The sequence below is a fragment of the Streptomyces sp. NPDC034111 genome (assembly GCF_055575375.1).
The window spans coordinates 127,577-152,066 of the sequence record NZ_JBVIST010000003.1; the positions used below are offsets into that span (position 1 = coordinate 127,577).

The following is a 24,490-nucleotide window of genomic DNA, read 5'->3' on the forward strand; positions in this document are numbered from 1 at the left end:
GACCTACCCGGCCAGGTGCCCCGGCCCGAACGCATCCGGCAGCAGCTCCGACAGCGGGCGGATGCCGGCCGCGGTGTCGACGAGCAGTTCCGGGCCGCCGTGCTCCCACAGCAGTTGGCGGCAGCGGCCGCAGGGGACGAGGAGTTCGCCGGTGCCGTCGACACAGGTGAAGGCGGTCAGGCGGCCGCCGCCGGTGGCGAACAGGGCCGATACCAGGCCGCATTCGGCGCACAGGCCGAGGCCGTAGGAAGCGTTCTCGACGTTGCAGCCGGTGACCGTGCGGCCGTCGTCCACGAGGGCGGCGGCGCCGACCGGGTAGCCGGAGTACGGGGCGTAGGCCCGGGACATCGCGTCCCGGGCCTGCCGCCGCAGTGCCTCCCAGTCGGGAGCTGCGCTCATGCCGATACCTCGCTGCGCTCGCTCACTTGCCCTGGCCTCGGCGGTAGATCTTGCCGATGGCCTTCGGGGGCCGCAGTCGCTGGGCGGCCAGCGCGAGCACCAGCAGTGTGGTGATGTACGGGGCGACGCTGACGATCTCCAGCGGGACCGTGTCGGTGGTGGCGTACCAGACGGCGAGCAGCACGGCGGAGACCAGGCTGAGCGCGGCCTGGGTGCGGTAACCAGTGCGCAGCTTCCACACCGCGAGGCCGACCAGCAGCACCGCGAGCAGGAGCAGCAGCGCGTGGACGGTGGGGCCGCCGCCGCGCAGCTGGAGGGCGTCCATGAAGCCGAACAGGCCGGCGCCCATGGCGACGCCGCCCGGCCGCCAGTTGCCGAAGATCATGGTGGCGAGGCCGATGTAGCCGCGGCCGCCGGTCTGGCCGTCCTGGTAGATGTGCACATAGATCGCGAGGAACGCGCCGCCGAGTCCGGCCAGCGCGCCGGAGGCGACGACCGCCGCGTACTTGTAGCGGTAGACGTTGACGCCGAGCGATTCGGCCGCGATCGGGCCCTCACCGCAGGAGCGCAGCCGCAGTCCGAAGGACGAGCGCCACAGGACGAAGAAGGTGAGCACGAAGAGGGCGGCGGTCAGCAGGGTCAGCCAGGAGACGTTGGTGACCAGGGACCCGCAGATGCCGGCCACGTCGGAGACCAGGAACCAGTGGTGCTGCTCGATGGAGTAGAGCCAGTCGGACAGGCCGGGGACGGTGAACGTCGGCATGTCGGGCATCGGCGGCGACTGCTTGTCGTTACCGCCGGCCTCGGCGGCCGCGCTGCCCTCCGCGCCGAACCACAGCTTGGCGAGGAACTGGGTCACGCCGAGCGCCATGATGTTGATGGCCACACCGGAGATGATGTGGTCGACGCCGAAGGTGACGGTGGCGACGGCGTGCAGCAGTCCGCCGAGCGCGCCGCCGACGACGCCGGCCATCGCCGCGGCCCACGGCCCGTGCTCCCAGCCGACCATGCCGGCGGAGAAGGCGCCGAGCATCATCATGCCTTCGAGGCCGATGTTGATGACGCCGGAGCGCTCGGCCCACAGACCGCCGAGACCAGCCAGGCCGATCGGCACGGCGGCGTTGAGCGCCGCGGTGTACTGGCCGGATTCGGTCAGGTTGTTGGCGCCGGTGATGATCCGCAGCAGGGACAGCAGGATCAGGCTGCCCGCGATGATCAGCAACACCTTGGGGTAGGTGAGCTTTATTCTGGGGGGCTTGGGCTTGTGCTTGTGGCCGGTGCTCTCTGCGACCGGGGCCGTGAGGTTCGTACTCACGAGGACACCTCCGCCTTGTCGGTCTTACGGGCCTGGGCGGCGAGCTGTTCGCCGACCTGCCGCTGCTGGAGTCTGAGGCCGTAGCGGCGCACGAGCTCGTAGGCGATGACGACGCAGAGCACGATGACGCCCTGCATCACGCCGACGATCTCCTGCTCGTAGTCCTCGAATTCGAGCTGGGTACCGGTGCGCTCCAGGAAGCCCCACAGCAGCGCGCCGACCGCCATCCCGACCGGGTGGTTACGGCCGAGCAGCGCGATAGCGATACCGGTGAAGCCGATGCCGATGGGGAAGTCGGTGCCGTAGTTGTACGAGACGCCGAGCAGCGTCGGCATGCCGATCAGACCGGCCGCGGCGCCGGACAGCAGCATGGAGGTGACGATCATGCGCTTGACGTGGACGCCACCGGCCTCGGCGGCGGGCTCGGACTGGCCGACGGTCCGCAGGTCGAAGCCGAAGCGGGTGCGGTTGAGGACGAACCAGTACACGAAGCCGGCGACGACGGCGACGACGAGGAAGCCGTCGAGGGGCTTGGGCGTGGTGGGGATGGTGAAGAAGTGGCTGGAGGCCGGCAGGTTGGGCGTGTGGAAGAGGTTGCCTTCCTTCGTCGCGAGGCGGCCTTCCTGGAGGAAGAAGCCGATGATCGCCGCCGCGATGGCGTTCAGCATGATCGTGGTGATCACTTCGCTGACGCCGCGGGTGGTCTTCAGCAGACCCGCGATGCCCGCCCAGACCGAGCCGACCAGCATCGCGACGAGGATGATCAGCGGGATCTGGAGGAAGCCGGGGAGCGTCAGCGCACCGCCGACCACCGCGGCGAAGAACGCCGCGATGCGGTACTGGCCGTCGACGCCGATGTTGAAGAGGTTCATCCGGAAGCCGATGGCGACGGCCAGCGCGGACAGGTAGTACGGGACGGCCTTGTTGATGATCCAGACCTGGCTGTCGCTCTTCGAACCGAAGTCGACCATCACGGTGTAGGCGTGGATCGGGTCCTTGCCGGTGGCCAGGATGATCACCGAAGTGATCAGCAGGGCCGCCACGATGGCGAGGACGGGGGCGGCGATCCCGAGGATCACCTTGTTCTTGTCGAACCTGGCGAACTTCTTCACTCGGACTCACCTTCCTCCGTCTCAGGGCGGGGGTGCTCCAGGTGGCCGGTTGCGGCGCCGGTCATGGCCGAGCCCAACTCCTCCGGGGTGATGGTGGCGGGGTCCGCGTCGGCGACCAGGCGGCCGCGGTACATGACCCGCAGGTTGTCGGACAGCCCGATCAGCTCGTCCAGGTCGGCCGAGATCAGCAGTACGGCCAGCCCTTCCCGGCGCGCCTCGCGGATCTGGTCCCAGATCTGCGCCTGGGCGCCGACGTCCACACCCCGGGTGGGGTGGGCGGCGATCAGCAGCTTGGGGTGGTGGCTCATCTCGCGGCCGACGATCAGCTTCTGCTGGTTGCCGCCGGAGAGCGAGGCCGCGGTGACCTCGATGCCGGGGGTACGGACGTCGTACTCGGCGACGATCCGCTCGGTGTCGGCGCGGGCGGCCTTCAGGTCCAGCAGCCGGCCCTTGGCGTTGGGCTTCTCGGTGACATGGCCCAGGATGCGGTTCTCCCACAGCGGGGCCTCCAGCAGCAGGCCGTGCCGGTGCCGGTCCTCGGGGATGTAGCCGATGCCGTCCTCGCGCCGGGTGCGGGTCGGCGCATGGCTGATGTCGACGCCGTCCAGCGCGATGGTGCCGCTGTCGGGGTCGCGCATGCCCATCAGGGCCTCGACCAGTTCGGCCTGGCCGTTGCCCTCCACGCCCGCGATACCCAGCACTTCGCCCTTGCGGATGGTCAGCGACACATCGTCCAGGACGGTGCGCGCCACCCCCTCGGCGTCGGTGGTGGTCAGCCGCAGCCCCTCGACCTTCAGCATCTCCACGTCGGTGACGGTGGACTCGCGGGTCTGCGGCGACGGCAGCTCGGTGCCGACCATCAGCTCGGCGAGCTGCTTGGGCGTGGTCTCGCTGGGGACGACGGAGCCGACGGTGGTGCCACGCCGGATGACGGTGATGTCGTCCGCGACCGAGAGGACCTCGCCGAGCTTGTGCGAGATGAAGATGACGGTCAGGCCCTCGGCCTTGAGCTCCCGCAGGTTGTCGAAGAGCGCGTCGACCTCCTGGGGGACCAGGACCGCGGTCGGCTCGTCGAGGATGAGGGTGCGGGCGCCGCGGTAGAGGACCTTGAGGATCTCCACGCGCTGGCGGTCGGCGACGCCGAGGTCCTCGACGAGGACGTCGGGGCGGACGCCGAGGCCGTAGCGGTCGGAGATCTTGAGGATCTCGGCACGGGCCTTGCCGCTGATGCCGTGCAGCTTCTCGCCGCCGAGAACGACGTTCTCCAGGACGGTGAGGTTGTCGGCGAGCATGAAGTGCTGGTGCACCATGCCGATGCCGCGGGCGATGGCGTCGGCCGGGCTGTGGAAGCTGACCTGTTCGCCGTCGATGCGGATGGTGCCCTCGTCCGGCTTCTGCATGCCGTAGAGGATCTTCATCAGCGTGGACTTGCCCGCGCCGTTCTCACCGACGAGCGCGTGGACGGTGCCGCGGTGGATGGTGATGTCGATGTCGTGGTTGGCGACGACGCCGGGGAACCGCTTGGTGATCCCGCGGAGTTCCACCGCGGGTGCTGCGGCGGGGGCGCTGTCTGCCTGGGGGCTGCTGGACGCTTTGATGGCGCACTCTCCTCGGGGGACAGGGAGTGGTACGGAGGAGCGGGGAGGCGACGATATCGCGCCAACTCCCGCGCTACGCGCGTAGTGTCGGCGCCTGAAAAAGCCGAGGTACCGCCGGGTCGCTCCGGCGGACGGCCCCGGCGCGGCGGCTCACTGGCCGCCGCGCCGGGCCGGTACGGGCCCTGCTACTTGGTGGGGGTCTCCTTGACCTTCACCTCGCCCGACGCGATCTTCTTCTTCGCCGCGTCGATCTTGCTCTGGATGTCGTCGATGAAGCCGCCCGAGGTGGACAGGCGCACACCGTCGTCCTTGAGCGTGTAGCTCTTGGTGCCGGTCAGCGGCTTCTTGTCCTTGACGCTCTTGACCAGGTCGTAGACCGCCACGTCGACGTTCTTCATCACCGAGGTGAGGATCGAGCTCTTGTACTTGGCCAGACCCGGCTGGAGGTACTGGTCGGAGTCGACGCCGATCGCCCAGGTGCCCTTCTTGCCGGCGACCGTCTCGATCGAGCCGTTGCCGGACTGGCCGGCCGCGGTGTAGATGACGTCGATGCCGGAGTCGAGCATGCCCTTGGCCTTGCCCTTGGCGGCGGCCGGGTCGTTGAAGCCCTTGTCGTCGTTGGCGTAGAGGTACTCGGAGGTGACCTTCGCCTTGGGGTCGGTGTCCTTGACGCCCTGCTCGAAGCCCGCCTGGAACTTCTGGATCAGGGCGTTGTTCACGCCACCGATGAAGCCGACCTTGTGGGTCTTGCTCTTCAGCGCGGCGGCGACACCGGCGAGGTAGGAGCCCTCGTGCTCGGCGAAGACCATGCCGTAGACGTTCTTGGCCTCGGAGGGCGAGTCGACTACGCCGAACGTGGTGTCCGGGAAGTCCTTGGCGATCTTGTTGACGGACTTGCCGTAGTTGAAGCCGACGCCGATGACGGGGTTGTAGCCGGCCTCGGCGAGGGAGGACAGCCGCTGCTCGCGGTCCGCCTCGGTCTCGCCGTTCTTGGCGGTCATCATCTTGGACTTCACGCCGAGGTCCTTCTCGGCCTTGTCCACACCGCGGGCAGCGGCTTCGTTGAACGAGTGGTCGTCCCGGCCGCCGACGTCGAAAGCGAGTCCGACGCCCTTGTTCTGGCCTCCGGACTCGGTGGACGACTCGCCGCAGGCGGTCAGCGAACAGGTGAGGGCCGCGGTGGCGATGCCCGCGGCAACGATCTTGGATACCCGGCGCACGAGGGGCCCCTTCGACTCGTAGCGCCTCCTTTGGCGCTGATTCCGCGGCATCGTAACGCGCGTAGATGTCAGATAAAGGGGGCGCGGACAGCCGTTATCGGATCGTCGCGAACAGAAGCTGACGAGCAGGGTTCGCCCGGGTTACGCCCGGTCACCGTCCAGCAACGCGGCGGCGGTGAAGAGCTCCACCCCGGCCTTGATCGCCCGCTCGTCGACGTCGAAGTCCCCGCGGTGAAGATCAAGGCGGGTCAGCTCGCCGGGCGTGCGCACTCCCAGCCGGGCCATGGCGCCCGGGACGTGCTCCAGGTACCAGGAGAAGTCCTCACCGCCCAGCGACTGCTCGGTGTCCTCGATGCTGTCGACGCCGCGCCGGGCGGCCATCGCGTCGTGCAGCAGCTGGGCGCTGGCCACCTCGTTCACCACCGGCGGCACCCCGCGGACGTAGTTGATCTGCGACTTGGCGCCGTACAGCGCGGCGATCTCGTCGATCGCGGCGTGCACCAGGTCCGGGGCCTTGCGCCAGGCGTCGAGGTCGAGGCACCGGACCGTGCCGGACAGCTCGGCGTGCTGCGGGATCACATTGCAGGCGTGGCCGGACGCCAGCCGGCCCCAGGTGACGGCGAGCCCGGCCCGGGCGTCGACCCGGCGGGCGAGCAGCGCCGGCACGTCGAGGGCGACCCGGGCGGCGGCGGTGACCATGTCGGTGGTCAGGTGCGGGCGGGCGGTGTGCCCGCCGGGCCCGTCCAGCCCGACCTCCAGCCGGTCGCAGGCCGAGGTGATCGCTCCGGTGCGCAGCCCGATCCGGCCGGCGTCGACCCGCGGGTCGCAGTGCACGGCGAGGATCCGGCCGACCCCGTCCAGTACGCCGGACTCGATGGCGTCGGGGGCGCCGCCCGGCAGCACCTCCTCCGCGGGCTGGAAGAGCAGCCGCACCGGGCGGGGCAGTGCGCCGGTGCGGGCCAGCCCGGCCAGGACCAGACCGGCGCCGAGGACGACGGTGGTGTGCACGTCATGGCCGCAGGCGTGTGCGCGGCCGGGGACCGTGGAGGCGTAGTCGACGGTCTTGGTGTCCGGGATGGGGAGGGCGTCGATGTCCGCGCGCAGGGCCAGCAGCGGGCGGGCCGCGGCGCTGCCGTCGTCGATGCCGGTACCGATGTCACACATCAGGCCCGTGCCGGTGGCCAGCACACGGGGGTGCAGACCGGCCTGCTCCAGCCGTTCCTTGAGCGCCGCGGTGGTCCGGAACTCCTGGTTCCCGAGCTCGGGGTGCCGGTGCAAGTCGCGGCGGAAGGCGATGAGTTCGGCGTACAGCGCCTCGGGCAGCGTGCCGGGCAGCGAGGCCCCTGCGGCGGTGTCGGCAGCGGCGTCGGCGGCGTCGGTATCGCGGGACATCAGTTGGTTCACCTGTTGAAGGTTACGGGGCCGGATGGGGCAACTGTCCCTCGATCAACAAAAGTTCAGCCCGTTAGGGGAAGAAAATCTAGGCCGCTCGGCGCATGGACGGCTTATGGGAAGGGTATGCAGTACGGATTGTTGCGGCCGGTTCAACCGGCCGCCATCCGCTCGGTGAACGGCAGTCGTTGCACGTCACGGGCGGTTCCGGTGACTCCGTCGAGGAAGCCCTGGGCACGCGGTGAGGCGCTTTCCGTAAGCCACTCCGGATCGATGTCACAGACCGCGACCTTCACCCCTGTACCCACCAGCGCGAGCGGCAGGGTGTGCACCACGGTGGAGGGGAAGCTGACGATCAGCCGGCCGATCGGGCCGCGCCGGGCGATCAGTTCGAGCGGCAGGTCGGGCCGGACGATCTCCAGGCCGGTCTCGCCGGCCAGCCGGCGCAGCTTCTCGGTGCTCTCCCGGCGGTGCGCGAAGTACCGGGTGGCGCCGTGCGTGCGGGCCAGGGAGAGGACCGCCGCCACATAACGGTCGGCGTCCACCACCCCGGTCTCCACCAGGGAGGTGCCGACGATGTCGGCGGCGCCCATCAGGCGGGGCGGGCCGAACCGCGCCCGCGTCCAGGCGAACTCGTTGGTGGTGACGCACACGCCCGGCGGGGCCTCCACCGGCATCGAGCTGAACAGGCCGACGGTGCGCCGGCCGCCCTCGGGTGCCGGGGTGAGCCGGCGCCGCGCGGTGGCCGAGAACGGCGCGAAGACCAGATCGCGTGCGCCGCGCCCGCTGCCGTGCCGGTGCCAGCGCACCAGCCGCTCCCCGCGGGCGAGTTGGGAGATGAACTCCATGGTGGCGGTGCCGTCGTCGACCACGACGAGGTCGCGCGCCTTGGTGAGGGTGAGCAGCAGTTGTACGTAACGGGAGAACGGGTCGCCGATGACGACCCGGCGGGCCCGGCGCAGCAGCGGGGTGAGTCCGCCGATGGTGCGCATCGGGGCGGTCGGGCCGCCGCGGGCCTCCTCCCAGCGCACCGTATGGCCTTCGCCGCGGGCGAGTTCGGCCATCCGGCGCAGCTGGCCGCGGGTCATCGGGTCGTGCGGGGAGAGCACGACCACGGTGAGCTCCGTCGCCTCGGCCGAGTGCGCCCATTCCAGGACGTTCAGCAGCTGCACCGGGCTCTCGACGAAGGCGAGGGTCCTGGTCTCCGGGGCGGCCGTGCCCGTCCCGTCACCGGCGGGTGCGGTGCGATGGCGCTGCCGCGGCACCCCCAGGAGACGACGGGCGGGAGTACCCGTCGTCTCCTGGGGCGGGGCCCCGGCGCCGGGCGTGACGGGCGCGGCGCGGGTCCCTTCGGGTGAGCTCACCTTGGCTCCCGTCGGCTCGTGGGCCGTGGTCAGACGGCGGCCGGCTCGACGTCGGCGCCGGCGGCCTCCGCCTCGGCGACCACACCGGTGACCCGGCGCAGCTTCTTCATCGGGCCGAGCTCGCTCTCGTAGACCTTCTTGACGCCGTCACCGAGGGACTCCTCGATGGTGCGGATGTCGCGGACCAGGCGGGACAGGCCGCCGGGCTCGACGGAGGCGGCCTGGTCGGAGCCCCACATGGCGCGGTCGAGGGTGATGTGGCGCTCGACGAAGGTGGCGCCGAGGGCGACCGCGGCGAGGGTGGTCTGGAGACCGGTCTCGTGGCCGCTGTAGCCGATCGGGACGTTGGGGTACTCCTCCTGCAGCGTGTTGATCATGCGCAGGTTGAGCTCCTCGGCCTTGGCCGGGTAGGTGCTGGTGGCGTGGCAGAGCAGGATGTTGTCGCTGCCCAGGACCTCCACGGCGTGCCGGATCTGCTTCGGCGTCGACATACCGGTGGAGAGGATGACGGTGCGGCCGGTGGCGCGCATGGCGCGCAGCAGCTCGTCGTCGGTGAGCGAGGCGGAGGCGACCTTGTAGCAGGGCACGTCGAACTTCTCCAGGAAGGCGACGGACTCGACGTCCCAGGGGGAGGCGAACCAGGCGATGCCGCGCTTCTTGCAGTACTCGTCGATGGCGCGGTAGCCGTCCTCGTCGAACTCCACACGGTGGCGGTAGTCGATGTAGGTCATCCGGCCCCAGGGGGTGTCACGCTCGATGTCCCACTGGTCGCGCGGGGTGCAGATCTCCGGGGTCCGCTTCTGGAACTTCACCGCGTCACAGCCGGCGTCGGCGGCGGCGTCGATCAGCGCGAAGGCGTTCTCCAGGTCGCCGTTGTGGTTGATGCCGATCTCGCCGGTGACGTAGACGGGGCGGCCGGGGCCGGCCTCGCGGGTGCCGAGCTTGCGGAGGCGGGAGTTGCTGCTCATGGGGAGATTCCTTCGTGTTGACAAGGGGTGTGCGGGGGGGGACAGGGGGTGGGTTGGTTACAGGGACGGGCCCAGGAGCCAGGCGGCGATCTCGCGGATCGCCCCGCTGCCTCCGGGCGTCGCGGTGACCGCGCGGGCCGCACCGCGCACCACGTCGTGCGCCCCGGCGACCGCCACGGGCCAGCCGACGAGGTCGAAGCACGGCAGGTCGTTGACGTCGTTGCCGACGTAGAGCACGCGCTCGGGCGCGATGCCCGCTTCCTCGCACCACTGCTTGAGGGCGAGGTCCTTGCGGTCGATGCCGTGCAGGACGGGGACCTGGAGCTTGCGGGCCCGTGCGGCGACGACCGGGTTGGTCTCCGTCGACAGGATCAGCAGCTCCAGCTCCGCCTTGCGCAGCGCGGCGATGCCGAGGCCGTCGCCGCGGTGGACCGCGACGATCTCCCGTCCGTCGGAGTCGATCAGCACCCGGTCATCGGTCTGGGTGCCGTCGAAGTCGAGGACGACCGCGTCGATGTCCTCACGGGTGGGGAGCGCGCCGGGGCGCGCTGCGTCCAGCAGCGGCGCCAGCGCGCGGGCGCGCGCCAGGTCGTGCGGGTCGTCGATCTCCAGCACCCGGGCCGGGTCGGTACGGACGAGTTCGGTGCGGCCGAAGAAGCGGTGGCCGCTCGCGCGGAAGCCGGCCGCGTCCATGGCGTAGGCGGCGCCGGTCTCCAGCAGGTCCTGGGGGCGGTCCTGGCGGCGCGGCCGGAAGGACTTGTCGTGGTTGACGCCGTACCCGCCGTCGGCGGTGGCGTCCGCGCCGGTGGCCGCCTCGGTCACTGCCGCCTCGGCGTCCCGCCAGACGAAGCCGTGGAAGGGGGCCACGGTCAGTGCGCTGTCGGCGCCGCTCTCGACGACCGCGGCGGCCACCCCGTCGATGTCCTCGCGGACGATGAAGGGGCTGGTGCACTGGACCAGCAGCACCGCGTCGACCGTGGTGCCCTGCTCGGCCTCGTACGCGTCCATGGCGTGCAGGACGGCGGCCTCACTGGTGGCGGTGTCGCCGGCGATGTCGCCGGGGCGGCGTATGACGACGGCTCCGGCGCTGCGGGCGGCGGCCGCGATCCCGGCGTCGTCGGTGGAGACCACGACATCGGTGACCAGGCGGGCGGCGCGGCATTCACGGACCGCCCTGGCGACCAGCGGCACGCCCCCGACGGCGGCGAGGTTCTTGGCGGGTACACCCTTGGATCCACCGCGGGCGGGGATGACGGCCACGACTGTGGGTGGCATTGCGGGCTCCTTGGTGGGGCGGGGGCCATCAGAAGGGGCGGCGCGAAGCGCCTCGTGCAGGGTGGTGGTGGGCGACGGGCGGGCTGTCACAGCTGCCCCCAGCGGCGGATGGCGGGGGCGACGCGCTGGACGCCGTGCCGGTAGGCGCCGCGGGCGGCCTCGCGGACGGTCTCGCGGGCGACCCGGCGCAGTCCGCCGGTCTCCTCGGGGGCGTCCGCGTAGCCGGCGATCGGTGCGCCCTGCGGGTCCAGCCCGTGCCGGGCGAGGATGCCGGGGAGGTAGCCGGGGGCGGTGCGGGGTGTGTAGTAGGGGCTGAGCGGCGGCAGGCTTCCGGCCTCGCGGAGTGCGGTGACCCGGGCGCGGGCCGCGTCGAAGGCGCTCTCGTACTCACCCTCGGCGGCGACTCCCTGGCGGGCCAGCCACTCCGGGTCGGGCTGCGGGCGGTGCCCGGCGTCCAGTTCGTCCCAGGAGGCCAGGCAGCCGGAGCCGAGGAAGTGGTGGTTGCCCAGGACCTCGCGGATGCCGAGGTCGGTGAGGACGGCGGTGGGGATGCCGCGGTGCAGCGACTCCAGCGCGGCGGTCGAGCTGACCGTCACCAGCAGGTCGGTGCGGTCCAGGACCTCGCCCATGTTGCCGTACACCAGGCGGCAGTTGGCGGGCAGTCCGCCGGGGGCCTTGGCGGCCAGCTTCTGGTAGGGCAGTTCCTCGATGTGGGTGGTGTGCTCGCCCGGCTTGCTGCGGAGCTTGATCAGCACCTCGCGGTCGGGGTGCCGGCGGGCGTGCTCAACTGCCCTGCGCAGCAGGTACATCCGGTCCGCGCGGCTCTCCGGGACGGAGGGCTGGGCGGCGAACACCACGGTGTACGGCTGCTGTTGGTCCGTGTAGCGGTCGCCGCCGAGGAACGGCAGGGCGCATTCGACGACGCTGTGGTCATCGGCGCCGACGCCGCGGTAGACCTCGCGGAACCGGTCCGCGTCGTGCCGGGAGTTGGCGAGGACGACGTCCGCACCGTGCCGCAGCAGCAGGCCGTCGGCGAGCTTCTCGTAGACGACACCGACATAGCCGGTGACGACGACGGGGCGGCGCTCCGCACCCTCCCAGGCGCGGGCGAGGCCGTGCAGCATCGCCTGCACCGCACCGCCTACACAGGCCAGCACGACGACGTCATAGCGCGTACGGTCGATGGACCGGACGAAGTCAACGCCCCTGATTTCGCACAGCGATTCCGCACGGGCGCCGACCTCGTCGAGCTGGCGGACCGTGGGAGTGGCGCGGCCGCGGAGCAGATACCCGTCGAGTCGAATGTCCGATTGAATGCGGTACGCTGTCAAAGCGCCCCATTTCCATCGGGTATCCGAGTCGGCGAGCACGGCTACCCGCGGCGGAGAACTGGTACGTGATGGCACGTCGAAGACGCTAGGAAGGCATTCCGTTTGGCGGGCCAACTGGGCCGCAACAAAGGGTTAACAGCGGGTCGACGAATGGGGAACCGGCCCGACAATCGACCCGGTTAACCATCCCGACATTCTTCGTTCACCTAGGTGCCCGCACCGCGTAAAGACGAATGACGGCTCCGCACCTAACGTCACCCGGGTGGTTAAGCTCTCCGTCATCGTGCCGTTCTACAACGTGCAGACATACGCGCCCGACACCCTGAAAAGCCTGGCGGCGAATGCCCGCGAGGACTTCGAATTCCTGCTCGTCGACGACTGTTCGCGCGACGAGACCCCGGAGATCCTTGCGCGCGCCGAGCGCGAGCTGCCGGGCGCCAGACTGCTGCGGCACGAACGCAACGGCGGCCTGGCCACCGCCCGCAACACCGGCCTGGACGCGGCCCGCGGTGAGTACCTCACCTTCCTGGACGGCGACGACTGGCTCGCTCCCGGCTACTACCCCGAACTCCTCTCCGCCATGGAGGAGTTGGGTTGCGACTTCGTCCGCACCGACCATGTCCAGTGCACCGCGCGGGCGCGCAGCGTCCACCGTGTGCCGCACGGCCGGCGCGGGGTGGTGCTGAACCCGCGCGATGTGATCCTGCCGGCCGACCGCTCCACCTCCGTCGACTACGCCTTCGCCTGGGCGGGCATGTACCACCGCCGGCTGCTGGACGACGGGGTACTGCATTTCAAGGACGGGCTGCGCACCGCGGAGGACCGGCCGTGGATCTGGCGGCTGCACCGCGAGGCGAAGTCCATGGCGGTGGTCGGACTGCTGGGCGTTTTCTACCGGCGCGGGGTGGCGTCGTCGCTCACCCAGATCGGCGACGTCCGGCAATTGGACTTCATTCGCGCATTCGACCAGGTGATCGAGGAAACCGCACAAGATCGTGATGCGGATTTGCTGCTGCCCAAGGCGGTGCGCACCTATTGCGCGATCATTTCCCACCACCTCGGTTCGATCGAACGATTCGAACCGCAGGTCGCCCGTAAATTGCGCTCGATGAGCGCCGCGGCCATGAAACGCATGCCGCAGGACGTACTGAAGGAAGCCCTGGATTCGATGGATGTGCAGCGCGCGTCCCGGCTGCGGCGGCTGCGCCGTCGCCCCGTCCCGGCGGAGGTCGCCGCCTGATGTCCACCCGCCCGCGTACCCAGATCTTCGTGGCGTCCACGCTCTACGGCGCGGCGACGCTCGCCGCCGCGCTGGACGCCGACTGCTTCGCCCCGGCCGACCGCCGGCTGCTGCTGCTCAGCAACAACGCCACGACCCCGGAGACCTCCGCGTCGCTGGACACCATGCCCGGCTTCGACCGGCTGCGCGGCCGCTTCGACCGGGTGCTGTCCTGGAACGAGACCATCAGCCCGTTCCACCCGGGCGGCTGGTCCCCGCGCTCGGACGACGCCCCCCTGTGGGAGCGCTACCTCCGCCTCCTGTGGGGCCTCGGCGACGACCACATCGAGCTGGTCCTCGAATCCATCCAGGTCAACCCGGCGCTCGCGATCGCCCAGCTCTTCCCCGACGCGCCGATCGATGTCTACGCCGACGGCCTGATGAGCTACGGCCCGACCCGTAACAAGCTCGACCCGCTCATCGGGACCCGGATCAACCGCCTGCTCCACCTGGACCTGGTCCCGGGCCTGACGCCGCTGCTGCTCACCGAGTTCGACGCCCCGTCGCAGACCGTGCCGACCGATGCCTTCACCAAGGTGCTGGCCGAACTCGCCGATGTCAGCGGCCCTTTGGAGGTGCCCGAGGGCGCCGCGCTGCTCCTGGGCCAGTACCTCTCCGCGCTGGGCATCCTCACCCCGGAGGAGGAAGAGGAGCTACATGTGCGGATGGTGCGCGGCGCCGTCGAGCGCGGCCACCGCGAGATCGTCTTCAAGCCGCACCCGTCCGCGCCGGCCCGCTGGTCGCGGCTGCTGGAGCGGGAGGCCGAGAAGCTGGAGATCTCGCTGACCGTGCTGGACAGCCCGGTCCTCGCGGAGGTGCTGTACCAGCGGATGCGGCCCGCGCTGGTGGTCGGCTGCTTCTCCACCGCGCTGCTGACCGCGGCCACCTTCTACGACCTGCCGACGGCACGCACCGGCACCGGTCTGCTGCTGGAGCGCCTGACGCCGTATCAGAACAGCAACCGCATCCCGGTCACGCTCGTGGACGCGCTCGTGCCCGACCTGGGGGACACCAGCGCGCACCCGAAGCCCTTCACCACCGCCGAAGGGGTCGAGGGCCTGGTCGCCGCGGTCGGCTACGCCATGCAGCACCAGATCTATCCGCAGCTCCGCCCGTCCGCCGAGCGCTACCTCGCGGCCCATCTCGATCAGTACACCTGGCGCTACTTCAAGCGCCGCCGGCTGACCGCGCTGGCGCTGCCCGGAGCGATCCCGTCCCAGCTGTCGTTCATTCCGCGCAACGCCGCGGTGCGCAGGGTCGCCCGCCAGGCGCGGGCGGTCCAGCGGCGGCTGAAGAAGCGGGCCGTCTTCGGATGACCGCCCCGCAGCTGACGACCGGGGCGCCCGCCACCGCGCCGGATCTCGTCACCACCGCCCCGAAACGCGTCATACGGACGCGCAGCCGCGACGGTTCCGCGCGGCTGCGCGCCCTCGACGGGCTGCGACTGCTCGCCGCCCTGATGGTCGCCGCGTACCACTACGGGGGACGCAGCGGCGACATATCCCAGGCCTGGGGCGGCACCCCGGCGCACCAGTTCCCCACCGCGGCCCCGCTGTTCGCCTACGGCTGCCTGGGCGTCCAGATCTTCTTCGTGATCAGCGGCTTCGTCATCTGCCTCAGCGGCTGGGGCCGCACCCTACGGGCCTTCCTCGCCTCCCGTATCTCCCGCCTGTACCCCGCGTACTGGGCCGCGATCCTCCTGGTCACCGCCGTCTTCGCGCTCCCCTGGGTCGCCTACAAGGCGCTGCCGCCCAGTGAGGTGCTGACCAACCTCACGATGCTCCAGCAGCCGCTCGGGGCACACCGCGTCCTCGGCGTCTGCTGGACCCTCTGGGCCGAGATGCGGTTCTATGCGCTCTTCGCGCTCTGTGTCGTCCTGCCGGGCGCCACCCGCACCCGGGTCGTCCTCTTCTGCGCCGGCTGGACCCTGGCCGCCGCCGTGGCCCAGGCGGCCCACCAGCCCCTCCTCGACACCGTCCTGATGCCGGAGTACGCGCCCTTCTTCATCGGCGGCATCGGCCTGTACCTGCTGCACCGCTATGGGGCCCGCGATCCGATCGCCTGGGCGATAGTCCTGGTCAGCTGGCTGATCGGGCAGCATTACGCGGTCGCCGGACTCTGGCACGCACCGTCCGTGCACGCCTTCTCCTACCGCTCGACGGCCGTCATCATCGCCGTCGTCACCCTCGGCTTCGCCCTGGTCGCGGCGGTCGCCCTGGGCGGACTGCGCTGGGCCGACTGGCGCTGGCTCACCGTCGCCGGCGCGCTGACCTACCCCTTCTACCTCGTCCATGAACACCTGGGCTGGGTCGTCGTCCGCGCCCTGCACCGCGACCTCGGTCTGCCCTCGTACGCCACCCTGACGCTGACCGTGGTCCTGATGCTGCTCCTGGCGTGGCTGCTGCACCGGTTCATCGAGCGCCCGCTGACCCCGAAGCTCAAGCGGGCGATCGATCCGCGCTAGGACTCGCCCTCGGGGCGGGACGCGGTCGCCGCGATCCCGGCGAGGATGATCCGCAGTCCGGCCTCGAAGCTACCGTCGAGGTCGCCGAACATCTCCCGGCCCGACTGTGCCGCGAGCGGATAGCGCGCACCGATCTTCCGCGTGCGGCTGTCCATGTCGTAGGCCGGATCGCGGCTCTCCGGGTCGCGGCTCTCGGGCTCGCCCGGCTCCGGGTAGACGGACTGCTCCTCGATCACCAGGCCGATGGTGAAGTTGTACGCGGTCCACCACGCCCGCGCCGCCTCGCGCAGCGAGAAGCCCGCCTCGGTCAGCCGGGACAGGAAGTTGTTGAGCGGCAGCGCGTAACTCTCGTCCGTCATCCGCGTGCCGCTGAAGACCTTGCCGCCGTCGCGGTAGCCGAGCAGTTCCCGGCGCAGTGCCCGGCAGCTGATGAGCAGGGCGTCCTGCCAGCTCTCGCCGAGGCCCGGACCTCCGGGGCCCTGTGCCAGCAGGGGCCCGGTCATCCGCCGGAACATCTCGGTGGCCATCTCGTCCAGCAGCTCCTGTTTGTTCTTGAAGTGCCAGTACAGCGCGGGGGCCTGGACGTTCAGCTCCTTGGCGATACGGCGGAGCGTGAGGCCTTCGAGGCCCACCTCGTTCAGCAGCCGCAGTGCGGTGTCCACGACCTGTTCCCGGTCGATGCGCGAAACCATGTTGACAACTTAACACCGTTAAAGCCATGCTGCCGGGCATGGAACTTAACAACGTTAAGGAAACCCGTGACGGCGTTACCGACCACCTCGCCACGACCGTCGACGTACTGATCGCCGGCGCGGGCCCGACCGGCCTCGCCCTCGGCATCGACCTCGCCCGGCGCGGGGTCCGCGCCCTGATCGTCGAGCGGCAGGACCGCCTCTCCCCCGGCGCCCGCGGCACCGCTCTCCAGCCGCGCTCCCAGGAGGTCTATGACGACCTCGGCGTGCTCGACGCCGTACGGGCGGCCGGCGGCCTCTACCCGAAGATGGGCCTCTGGAAGGACGGGCGGATCGCCGAGACCCACACCATGATCGAGCTGGTCGACCCGACGCCCGCCGTGCCCTACTCGAACGCCTGGATGGTGCCCCAGTTCCGCAACGCGGAGCTGCTGTACGAGCGGCTGTCGGAGCTGGGCGGCGAGGTGCTGTTCGGCACCGAACTCACCTCATTCGACCAGGACGCGACCGGAGTGACGGCCCAACTCCGGCTCGCCGACGGCACGTTGCGCGACATACGTGCCCGCTATCTCGTCGCCGCCGACGGCGGGCGCAGCACCGTACGCCGGGCCCTCGGCGTCGGGATGAGCGGCCCGGCGCTGGAGCCGGGCGCCGCGCTGCTCGCGGACGTCCGGGTGGACGGCCTCGACCGCGACCACTGGCACCGCTGGATGCTGCCCAACGGCGGCTTCGTGGCCCTCCTCCCGCTCGCCGGCACCGACCACTTCCAGGCCTTCATCGTGGCGTTCACCGAAGAGCCGGACACCGCACCGGAGTTCGTCCGTGCCGCGCTCGCCCGGCACACCGACCTCACCGCCGAGCAGATCACCGAGGTCCTGTGGGCCTCCGTCTACCGCCCCCGCGCCGGCATGGCCGACTCCTTCCGCACCGGCCGGGTCTTCCTCGCCGGCGACGCCGCGCACATCCACTCCCCGGCCGGCGGCCAGGGCCTCAACACCAGCGTCCAGGACGCCTACAACCTCGGCTGGAAGCTCGGCCAGGTGCTGCGGCACGGCGCGCCCGACGCCCTCCTGGACTCCTACGAAACGGAGCGCCGCCCGATAGCCGCCGACATCCTGGAGACCAGCACCCGGCTGCACCGCTCCGGCTCGCTGCGCCGCGGCCGGGATCTGCACCAGCTCGGCGTCGGCTACCCGGACAGCCCGCTGACCCGGGAGCTCCGTACGGACCTGCCGGAAGGCGCGCTGCGCGCCGGCGACCGGGCCCCCGACGCGCCCTGCCACACCGCCGACGGCAAGCCCACCCGGCTCTTCGACGCCTACCGTGGCCCGCACTTCACCCTGCTGCTCCTGGACGGCGCCGGCCTCGACGAGTCCGCACTGCCCGCCGACCCGGCCCTGCTCCGCCTCGTCCGCGTCGGCGGCCCGGCCCCCGACCTGGTCGACACCGACGGCCATGTCCGCGACGCCTACGGCGCCGGCCCCGCCGTGCTGCTCATCCGCCCCGACGGCTACCTCGCCCTCGCCGCACCGGCCGAGGACGCCACGGCCCAGGTGACCGCCGCCCTCGCACCGTTCCTCGGCGCGACGGCCGCCCAGCCGGCCGCCTGACCCACGCGCACGAGGCCGTACCTGCGGAATTCCGCGGGTACGGCCTCGTGCCGGAACAGGCGCAGAGGGGGTGGGGCGCCCAGGGCGGCGCTCCGCCCTAATAATCCAAAGTCTCTAAAGGACCAGGGAGAGCAGCAGTACGCAGCCGATCCCGACCACCGAGATCAGCGTCTCCATCACCGACCAGGTCTTCAGCGTCTGGCCGACGTTCATCCCGAAGTACTCCTTGACCAGCCAGAATCCGGCGTCGTTGACATGGCTGAAGAACAGCGACCCGCAGCCGATCGCCAGCACCAGCAGCGCACCGTGGGTGGTGCTCAGGTCCGCGGCGAGCGGGGCGACCAGACCGGCGGCGGAGATGGTCGCCACGGTCGCGGAGCCGGTCGCGAGCCGGATGGCGACCGCGATCAGCCAGGCCAGCAGCAGCGTCGAGAAGTGCCATCCCTTGGAGACGTCCAGGATCATCTGGCCCACCCCCGCGTCCACCAGCGTCTGCTTGAAACCGCCGCCCGCGCCGACGATCAGCAGCACTCCGGCGATCGGGGCGAGCGAGGTCTCGACGGTGGCGGCGATCCGGCCGCGGGTGAAGCCGGCCGCGCGGCCCAGCGTGAACATCGCGACGACGACAGCGGTCAGCAACGCGATCAGCGGCGACCCGACCACATCGAAGACCCTCTGCACCACGTCATCCGGATCGTCGACGACGATGTCCACCAGCGCCTTGACCAGCATCATCACGACCGGCAGCAGCACGGTGGCCACGGTGATCCCGAACCCGGGCCGCTTCTCCAGGTCGTCCGAGGCGCGTTCGGGCACCAGTTGCTCGGGCGGGCGGATGTCCACCCACCGTGCCGCGTAACGGGAGAAGACCGGTCCGGCGATGACCGCCGTCGGGATCGCGACGACCACACCGAGCCCCAGCGTGACACCCAGGTTCGCCCCGACCGCATCGATCGCCACCAGTGGGCCGGGGTGCGGCGGGATCAGCCCGTGCATGACGGAGAGTCCGGCCAGCGCCGGGATGCCGATCCGCATCAGCGAGTAGTTGCCGCGCTTGGCGACCAGCAGCACCACCGGGATCAGCAGCACGATGCCGACCTCGAAGAAGAGCGGCAGCCCGACGATCCCGGCGATCAGCACCATGGCCCACGGCATGGCCCTGCCGCTCGCCTTCGCCAGGATCGTGTCGACGATCTGGTCGGCACCGCCGGAGTCGGCGAGCAGCTTGCCGAGTACGGCACCGAGCGCGATCAGCACACCGGTGCCCGCGACCGTCGTGCCCAGCCCCGTCGAGAAGCTGGTGAGGGCCTTGTCGAGCGGTGCACCGGCCACCGCGCCGAGCACCAGCGAGCCGATGACCAGCGACAGAAAGGCATGCAGCTTGAACGTGGTGATGAGCAGGACGATGACGGCTATGCCGGCCAGGACGGCGATGCCCAGCTGGGCGTGACCGGCCGAGGTGATCGGCTCGGTCGCCTCCGCTGCGAGCATCTCAACGCTGAGATGTGTCACGGCGATTCCCTTGCTTGGAGGGGAGGGGAAGGGGGTTACTGCGGTCCGGGCGTGGGGGGTTGGGAGCCCGGGGTCTATCCGGGGGTGGGTGCGGCCGGCGCGCGCAGTGCGTCCACCGCACGCCCAGCGATCTCCCGCGCGGTACCGGCCACATCCACGACGACACCCGCCTCGTCCCGCCCGAGCGGTTCGAGGGTGGCGAACTGGGAGTCCAGCAGCGCGGCCGGCATGAAGTGGCCCGTGCGCCCGGCCATCCGCGCCTCGATCAGCGCGCGGTCTCCGGTGAGGTGCAGAAAGACGAGACCAGGGGCGGCGGCCCGCAGCCGGTCGCGGTAGGCGCGCTTGAGCGCGGAGCTGCTGACCACCCCGCCACGTCCGTTCCGGCCGTGCGCCCAGGCACCGATCGCGTCCAGCCAGGGGCCGCGGTCGTCATCGTCGAGCGGGATACCGGCCGACATCTTGGCGATGTTGGCCGGCGGATGGAAGTCGTCACCCTCGGCGTACGGAACGCCCAGTCCCGCGGCGACCAGCGGGCCGATGGTGGTCTTCCCGGTACCGGCCACACCCATCACGACGATGACGTCCGATATGCCCTCGGGCGTACTCATCCCGCGCTACCTCGCTGTCCTCATTGACCCCGTGCGGAGCCCACTGAAACCCATTAGGTACGACGTATTCAAGACCCCGTGACGAAAACGTCATACTTAATTGCCCAAGCCGCAGGAACGTAGGCTTGCCCCATGGAAAACGAGGGGAAGGGACTGCACGCCCGCGTGCTGGAGTCCCTCGGACCCGCGATCACCGCAGGGGACTACCCTCCGGGCACGATCCTGCGCACGGACGAGCTGGAGCGGCGCTTCGACGTCTCGCGCACGGTCATCCGCGAGGCGATCCGGGTACTGGAATCCATGCAGCTGGTCGCGTCCCGACGCCGGGTGGGGGTGACGGTCCGGCCCCCCGAGGAGTGGAACGTCTACGACCCCCGGGTGATCGGCTGGCGCCTGACCGGCCGGGACCGCGCCCGGCAGCTGCGCTCTCTCACCGTGCTGCGCTCGGCCGTCGAACCGGTCGCCGCCGGCCTCGCCGCCCAGCACGCCACACCCGCCCAGTGCGCCGAACTCACCGAACACGCCATGGGCATGGTCGCCACCTCACGCGGCCAGCAGCTCGACGCGTACCTCGTGCACGATGTCGCCTTCCACCGCGTGGTACTGACCGCCTCCGGCAACGAGATGTTCGCCCGCCTCGCCGACGTGGTCGCCGCCGTCCTCACCGGCCGCACCCAACACCACGTGATGTTCACCGACCCCGACCCCGCCGCCGTCACCCTCCACGTCCAAGTGGCCGAAGCAGTACGCACGGGCGACGCGACCCGCGCGGAACGACTGACACGGGAAATCACGACGGGGGCGATGGCCGAACTGGATGTCCTCGCGCCGTAACACTGGACCCACAAGCACGCACCCGCCCACTGACGGGCACCCCACCGGCCTTCTTCCACCCACCCACGGGAGGGGACGGGCCGGAGGGGCCTTGTTTGTGGACGTAAAGCGAAGCAGTCCACAAACAAGGCCCCGGAGGCCCGTCACCGCACCCGACAAACCCACGCCCGCCGCAGGCGCCACGGCGAGAACACGCACGGCGGGACGGCCAACAACGTGCGGCGGCTAAAACAACGGCTGCTGGCCAGGAAACGGCGGCTCCTCAGGATCAAACAGCCGCTCCGCCGGAGCCATGAGCGGAGCGATCTTCCGCGATCCGGGGCAGGAGATCAGCTCCAGCCCCGTACGGCGCCCCGGAGGATCGTGACGGGCGAAACGGCCGCCGACAACGGCGATCTCTCGGGTGCAGACGGGGCACGCGCGGCGGGGTGACGACATCCCAACAGTCTCCCCCAGACCTCAGACACCCGGCGCCCGCGGCAGGCGCAGGCAGACGCAGACGCAACGGCAGCCGCAACCGCGAGAAACCACCACGGCGGGACAGCCGAAAACGTGGTCAGAACCGCGCCGCAGGCGCATACGTGCCCCACACCCCCCGCAACGCATCGCACACCTCGCCCACCGTCGCCCGCGCGCGCAGCGCCTCGTGCATCGGGTGGAGCACATTGTCGGTTCCCTCGGCGGCCTTGCGCAGGTCGTCGAGGGCCGCCGTCACGTCGCGGCCGCTGCGGTGGGACCGTAGGGCCGCCAGGCGTTCGGCCTGCTGGGCCTCGATCGCTGGGTCGACGCGCAGCGGTTCGTACGGTTCCTCCTCGTCGAGCTGGAAGCGGTTGACGCCGACCACCACGCGCTCGCCGGTATCCGTCTCCTGTGCGATGCGGTAGGCGTTGCGCTCGATCTCGTCCTTCTGGAAGCCCCGTTCGATGGCGGCGACGGCTCCGCCCATCTCCTCGACCCGCTGCATCAGGGCGACGGCCGCCTCCTCCACGTCGTCCGTCATCGACTCCACGGCGTAGGAGCCGGCGAACGGGTCGACGGTGGCGGTCACATCGGTCTCGTAGGCGAGTACTTGCTGGGTGCGCAGTGCGAGGCGGGCCGACTTGTCGGTGGGCAGTGCGATGGCCTCGTCGAAGGAGTTGGTGTGCAGCGACTGGGTGCCGCCGAGCACCGCGGCCAGTCCCTGGACGGTGACCCGGGCGAGGTTCACCTCCGGCTGCTGGGCGGTGAGCTGCACCCCGGCCGTCTGCGTGTGGAACCGCAGCATCTGCGACTTGGGGTTCCGCGCCCCGAAGTCCTCCCGCATGACGCGGGCCCAGATCCTGCGCGCGGCACGGAACTTGGCGACCTCTTCGAGCAGGGTCGTACGCGAGACGAAGAAGAACGAGAGCCGCGGCGCGAAGTCGTCCACGTCCATTCCGGCCGCGAGCGCGGTACGGACGTACTCGATGCCGTTGGCGAGGGTGAAGGCGATCTCCTGCGCGGGCGAGGCACCGGCCTCCGCCATGTGGTAGCCGGAGATCGAGATGGTGTTCCAGCGGGGGATCTCGGTGCGGCAGTACTGGAAGATGTCGGCGGTCAGCCGGAGCGAGGGCTGCGGCGGGAAGATATAGGTCCCGCGTGCGATGTACTCCTTGAGCACGTCGTTCTGGATCGTGCCGTTCAGCCGGTCCGCCGTCACCCCCTGCTCCTCCCCCACCAGTTGGTAGAGGAGCAGCAGCAGGGCCGCCGGGGCGTTGATCGTCATCGAGGTGGACACCTTGTCCAGCGGGATGCCGCCGAAGAGCACCCGCATGTCCTCGACGGAGTCGATGGCCACCCCGACCTTGCCGACCTCGCCGGAGGCGATCGGGGTGTCGGAGTCGTGGCCCATCTGCGTCGGCAGGTCGAAGGCGACGGACAGCCCCGTCGTGCCGTGGGCGATCAGCTGCCGGTAGCGGGCGTTGGACTCCCGGGCGGTGCCGAAGCCCGCGTACTGGCGCATCGTCCAGGGCCGCCCGGTGTACATCGACGGATAGACGCCCCGGGTGAAGGGGTAGCCGCCGGGCGCGCCCAGCCGGCTCCCCGCGTCCCAGCCGTCCAGCGCCTCCGGTCCGTAGACGGGCTCGATCGGCAGATCGCTCTCGCTGTGCCGGACCCTGCCCGCTTCCTGCGCCATGGACGTACGCCTCCCGTTGGGTGACCACCGATATCCGGATTTATGCCTTGCTCTCAGCATGCCCGCAGGTTCGCCACGCCGCAGCGCTGGGAAGCATCACCGGTGGCCGGTAGGGCCGCCGAGATCCGGGGGTTAGCGCATGAAGCGGAGCAGCGGAAGAGGGACGGCGCCGGCGATGGCCGTGCTGCTGGTGGTGGCGGCGCTCGCGGTGGGCTGCCGTCCGGTGACGGTCACCAAGGCCGGGCAGCCGGACAGCAAGGGCGCCTGGTACGCCCCCACCACGCCCGCTCCCCCGCCCCTGGGCCGTCACACACCACCGCCCGCCGCGGCCGAACACCCCACCCCCGCGCGCCCGCACCGCAGCGCGCGCCCGGCCTCCCGGCCGGTGATGGCCTTCGGCTCACGCGGCGCGCAGGTCCGCGAACTCCAGGCGCGGCTCACCCAGCTGGGTCTCTTCGACCACTCCCCGACGGGCTACTACGCCTCCCGCACCGCCGCCGCGGTCCGCGCCTTCCAGAAGCAGCAGGGCCTGCCGCGTACGGGGACCGTGCAGCCGGCGCTCTGGCGCGCGCTGCGGTCCCGCACCCACCGGCCGTCGCGGACGGATCTCCACCCGGCCACGGCCAGGCCGGTCGACACACCGGATCGGCGCTGTCTGACGGGCCGGGTGATCTGCATCAGCAAGCGGAGCAACACCCTTGCCTGGTTCGTCGACGGGCAGATCGTCTCGGCGATGGACGTCCGTTTCGGCTCCCAGTACACCCCGACCCGCGAGGGCACCTTCGCCATCACGTTCAAGAGCCGCCGCCATGTCTCGACGCTGTACCACACGGCCATGCCGTACGCGATGTTCTTCAGCGGCGGCCAGGCGGTCCACTACTCGGCGGACTTCGCGGCCCGCGGCTACACCGGCGCCTCGCACGGCTGCGTCAACGTACGGGACAAGGCGAAGATCGCGGCCCTCTTCGACGAGGTGAAGCGGGGGACGAAGGTAGTGGTTTACCACTAGGGCCTGTCGTTTGGATCAGGCCGGATCAGGGAGCGGGGTCTGGTGCGTGCAGCTGCAAGGCGGAGGAGGGAGTCGACGCGGAGCGATGGGGGTCCCCCCGCGCCGTTCAGGCGTGGGGGAGAGTGACGACAACGCCGCAGATGTGCGTGCCAGACCCCGCGAGCCCGGCCTGATCCAAACGACAGGCCCTAGGGCAGCCACGCCCTGCGCGGGAGGCGCGAAGAAGGAGATGGGGCGCGGGCAGGGCCGGGGGAACGTGCCCCGCCCGCGCCATGTGCGCTGAGCCGTGGGTACGGGGGGAACCCCGGCTCCTCGCGCAGCCGATGACCAGTCGGCTTCATTCAGTACTGCGT

21 protein-coding genes are annotated in these 24,490 nt (G+C 70.7%); 6 read left to right on the top strand and 15 right to left on the bottom strand.

What is annotated here, in order from left to right; translation table 11 throughout:
• Positions 1-3: 3 nt before the first annotated feature.
• The 10 genes from ACZ55A_RS09980 to ACZ55A_RS10025 all read right to left on the bottom strand — a co-directional run bounded on the left by ACZ55A_RS09980 (position 4) and on the right by ACZ55A_RS10025 (position 12,049).
• Positions 4-399, bottom strand: a complete 396-nt coding sequence (locus tag ACZ55A_RS09980) for a cytidine deaminase (protein ID WP_468836898.1) — start codon at positions 397-399, stop codon at positions 4-6.
• 22 nt (positions 400-421) lie between these two features.
• Positions 422-1,714, bottom strand: coding sequence for an ABC transporter permease (locus ACZ55A_RS09985; protein WP_468836900.1), 1,293 nt, complete (start codon positions 1,712-1,714; stop codon positions 422-424).
• Positions 1,711-2,826, bottom strand: coding sequence for an ABC transporter permease (locus ACZ55A_RS09990; protein WP_468836903.1), 1,116 nt, complete (start codon positions 2,824-2,826; stop codon positions 1,711-1,713). Before ACZ55A_RS09990 ends, ACZ55A_RS09985 begins: the two co-directional genes overlap by 4 nt.
• Positions 2,823-4,424, bottom strand: a complete 1,602-nt coding sequence (locus tag ACZ55A_RS09995) for an ABC transporter ATP-binding protein (RefSeq protein ID WP_468837908.1) — start codon at positions 4,422-4,424, stop codon at positions 2,823-2,825. Before ACZ55A_RS09995 ends, ACZ55A_RS09990 begins: the two co-directional genes overlap by 4 nt.
• A gap of 185 nt (positions 4,425-4,609) precedes the next feature.
• Positions 4,610-5,644, bottom strand: coding sequence for a BMP family lipoprotein (locus tag ACZ55A_RS10000; RefSeq protein WP_468836906.1), 1,035 nt, complete (start codon positions 5,642-5,644; stop codon positions 4,610-4,612).
• Positions 5,645-5,785: 141 nt separating this feature from the next.
• Positions 5,786-7,036: an amidohydrolase gene (locus ACZ55A_RS10005; protein WP_468837911.1), complete on the bottom strand. Its 1,251-nt coding sequence runs from the start codon at positions 7,034-7,036 to the stop codon at positions 5,786-5,788.
• A gap of 152 nt (positions 7,037-7,188) precedes the next feature.
• The gene (locus tag ACZ55A_RS10010; RefSeq protein WP_468836908.1) at positions 7,189-8,400 is read right to left on the bottom strand and encodes a hypothetical protein; all 1,212 of its coding nucleotides are present in this window, start codon (positions 8,398-8,400) and stop codon (positions 7,189-7,191) included.
• A gap of 29 nt (positions 8,401-8,429) precedes the next feature.
• Positions 8,430-9,368, bottom strand: coding sequence for an N-acetylneuraminate synthase family protein (locus tag ACZ55A_RS10015; protein ID WP_468836911.1), 939 nt, complete (start codon positions 9,366-9,368; stop codon positions 8,430-8,432).
• A gap of 57 nt (positions 9,369-9,425) precedes the next feature.
• Positions 9,426-10,643: a cytidylyltransferase domain-containing protein gene (locus ACZ55A_RS10020; protein WP_468836914.1), complete on the bottom strand. Its 1,218-nt coding sequence runs from the start codon at positions 10,641-10,643 to the stop codon at positions 9,426-9,428.
• Positions 10,644-10,729: 86 nt separating this feature from the next.
• Positions 10,730-12,049: a DUF6716 putative glycosyltransferase gene (locus ACZ55A_RS10025; RefSeq protein ID WP_468836916.1), complete on the bottom strand. Its 1,320-nt coding sequence runs from the start codon at positions 12,047-12,049 to the stop codon at positions 10,730-10,732.
• A gap of 187 nt (positions 12,050-12,236) precedes the next feature.
• On the opposite strand from ACZ55A_RS10025, the gene ACZ55A_RS10030 reads away from it, so the two are divergent.
• Genes ACZ55A_RS10030 through ACZ55A_RS10040 form a run of 3 tightly spaced genes read left to right on the top strand, consistent with a single transcriptional unit; the run spans position 12,237 to position 15,717 of the window.
• Positions 12,237-13,214 (top strand): glycosyltransferase family 2 protein, encoded by a 978-nt coding sequence (locus ACZ55A_RS10030; RefSeq protein ID WP_468836919.1) that lies wholly within the window; start codon positions 12,237-12,239, stop codon positions 13,212-13,214.
• Positions 13,214-14,569, top strand: coding sequence for an alpha-2,8-polysialyltransferase family protein (locus ACZ55A_RS10035; RefSeq protein WP_468836921.1), 1,356 nt, complete (start codon positions 13,214-13,216; stop codon positions 14,567-14,569). The genes ACZ55A_RS10030 and ACZ55A_RS10035 overlap by 1 nt, the downstream gene beginning before the upstream one ends.
• On the top strand, positions 14,566-15,717 hold the full coding sequence (locus ACZ55A_RS10040; protein ID WP_468836923.1) for an acyltransferase family protein: 1,152 nt from the start codon (positions 14,566-14,568) through the stop codon (positions 15,715-15,717). The genes ACZ55A_RS10035 and ACZ55A_RS10040 overlap by 4 nt, the downstream gene beginning before the upstream one ends.
• Here ACZ55A_RS10040 and ACZ55A_RS10045 read toward each other — a convergent pair.
• Positions 15,714-16,409: a TetR/AcrR family transcriptional regulator C-terminal domain-containing protein gene (locus ACZ55A_RS10045; RefSeq protein ID WP_468836926.1), complete on the bottom strand. Its 696-nt coding sequence runs from the start codon at positions 16,407-16,409 to the stop codon at positions 15,714-15,716. The two genes, ACZ55A_RS10040 and ACZ55A_RS10045, sit on opposite strands and share 4 nt — an antisense overlap.
• 38 nt (positions 16,410-16,447) lie before the next feature.
• Between ACZ55A_RS10045 and ACZ55A_RS10050 the strand changes: the two genes are divergently transcribed.
• Complete coding sequence (locus ACZ55A_RS10050; protein ID WP_468836928.1) at positions 16,448-18,019, top strand: FAD-dependent monooxygenase; 1,572 nt, start codon at positions 16,448-16,450, stop codon at positions 18,017-18,019.
• A gap of 114 nt (positions 18,020-18,133) precedes the next feature.
• Here ACZ55A_RS10050 and ACZ55A_RS10055 read toward each other — a convergent pair whose 3' ends face one another.
• A complete protein-coding gene (locus tag ACZ55A_RS10055; protein WP_468836931.1) occupies positions 18,134-19,531 on the bottom strand; it encodes a GntT/GntP/DsdX family permease in 1,398 nt (465 codons plus the stop codon).
• Between the two features lie 74 nt (positions 19,532-19,605).
• Positions 19,606-20,139 carry a gluconokinase gene (locus ACZ55A_RS10060; RefSeq protein ID WP_468836934.1) on the bottom strand — a complete coding sequence of 178 codons (534 nt, stop codon included), beginning with the start codon at positions 20,137-20,139 and terminating at the stop codon, positions 19,606-19,608.
• A gap of 132 nt (positions 20,140-20,271) precedes the next feature.
• Here ACZ55A_RS10060 and ACZ55A_RS10065 point away from each other — a divergent pair, with 132 nt between their 5' ends.
• A complete protein-coding gene (locus tag ACZ55A_RS10065) occupies positions 20,272-20,973 on the top strand; it encodes a FadR/GntR family transcriptional regulator (RefSeq protein WP_468836937.1) in 702 nt (233 codons plus the stop codon).
• Positions 20,974-21,198: 225 nt separating this feature from the next.
• On the opposite strand, the gene ACZ55A_RS10070 is transcribed toward ACZ55A_RS10065, so the two are convergent.
• Both ACZ55A_RS10070 and ACZ55A_RS10075 read right to left on the bottom strand, forming a co-directional pair.
• Entirely contained in the window at positions 21,199-21,411 is a 213-nt protein-coding gene (locus ACZ55A_RS10070) for a hypothetical protein (protein WP_384425488.1), read from the bottom strand.
• Positions 21,412-21,529: 118 nt separating this feature from the next.
• Entirely contained in the window at positions 21,530-23,128 is a 1,599-nt protein-coding gene (locus tag ACZ55A_RS10075; RefSeq protein ID WP_468836940.1) for an acyl-CoA mutase large subunit family protein, read from the bottom strand.
• A gap of 139 nt (positions 23,129-23,267) precedes the next feature.
• Here ACZ55A_RS10075 and ACZ55A_RS10080 point away from each other — a divergent pair, with 139 nt between their 5' ends.
• On the top strand, positions 23,268-24,137 hold the full coding sequence (locus ACZ55A_RS10080; RefSeq protein WP_468836943.1) for a L,D-transpeptidase family protein: 870 nt from the start codon (positions 23,268-23,270) through the stop codon (positions 24,135-24,137).
• Positions 24,138-24,490: the final 353 nt, after the last annotated feature.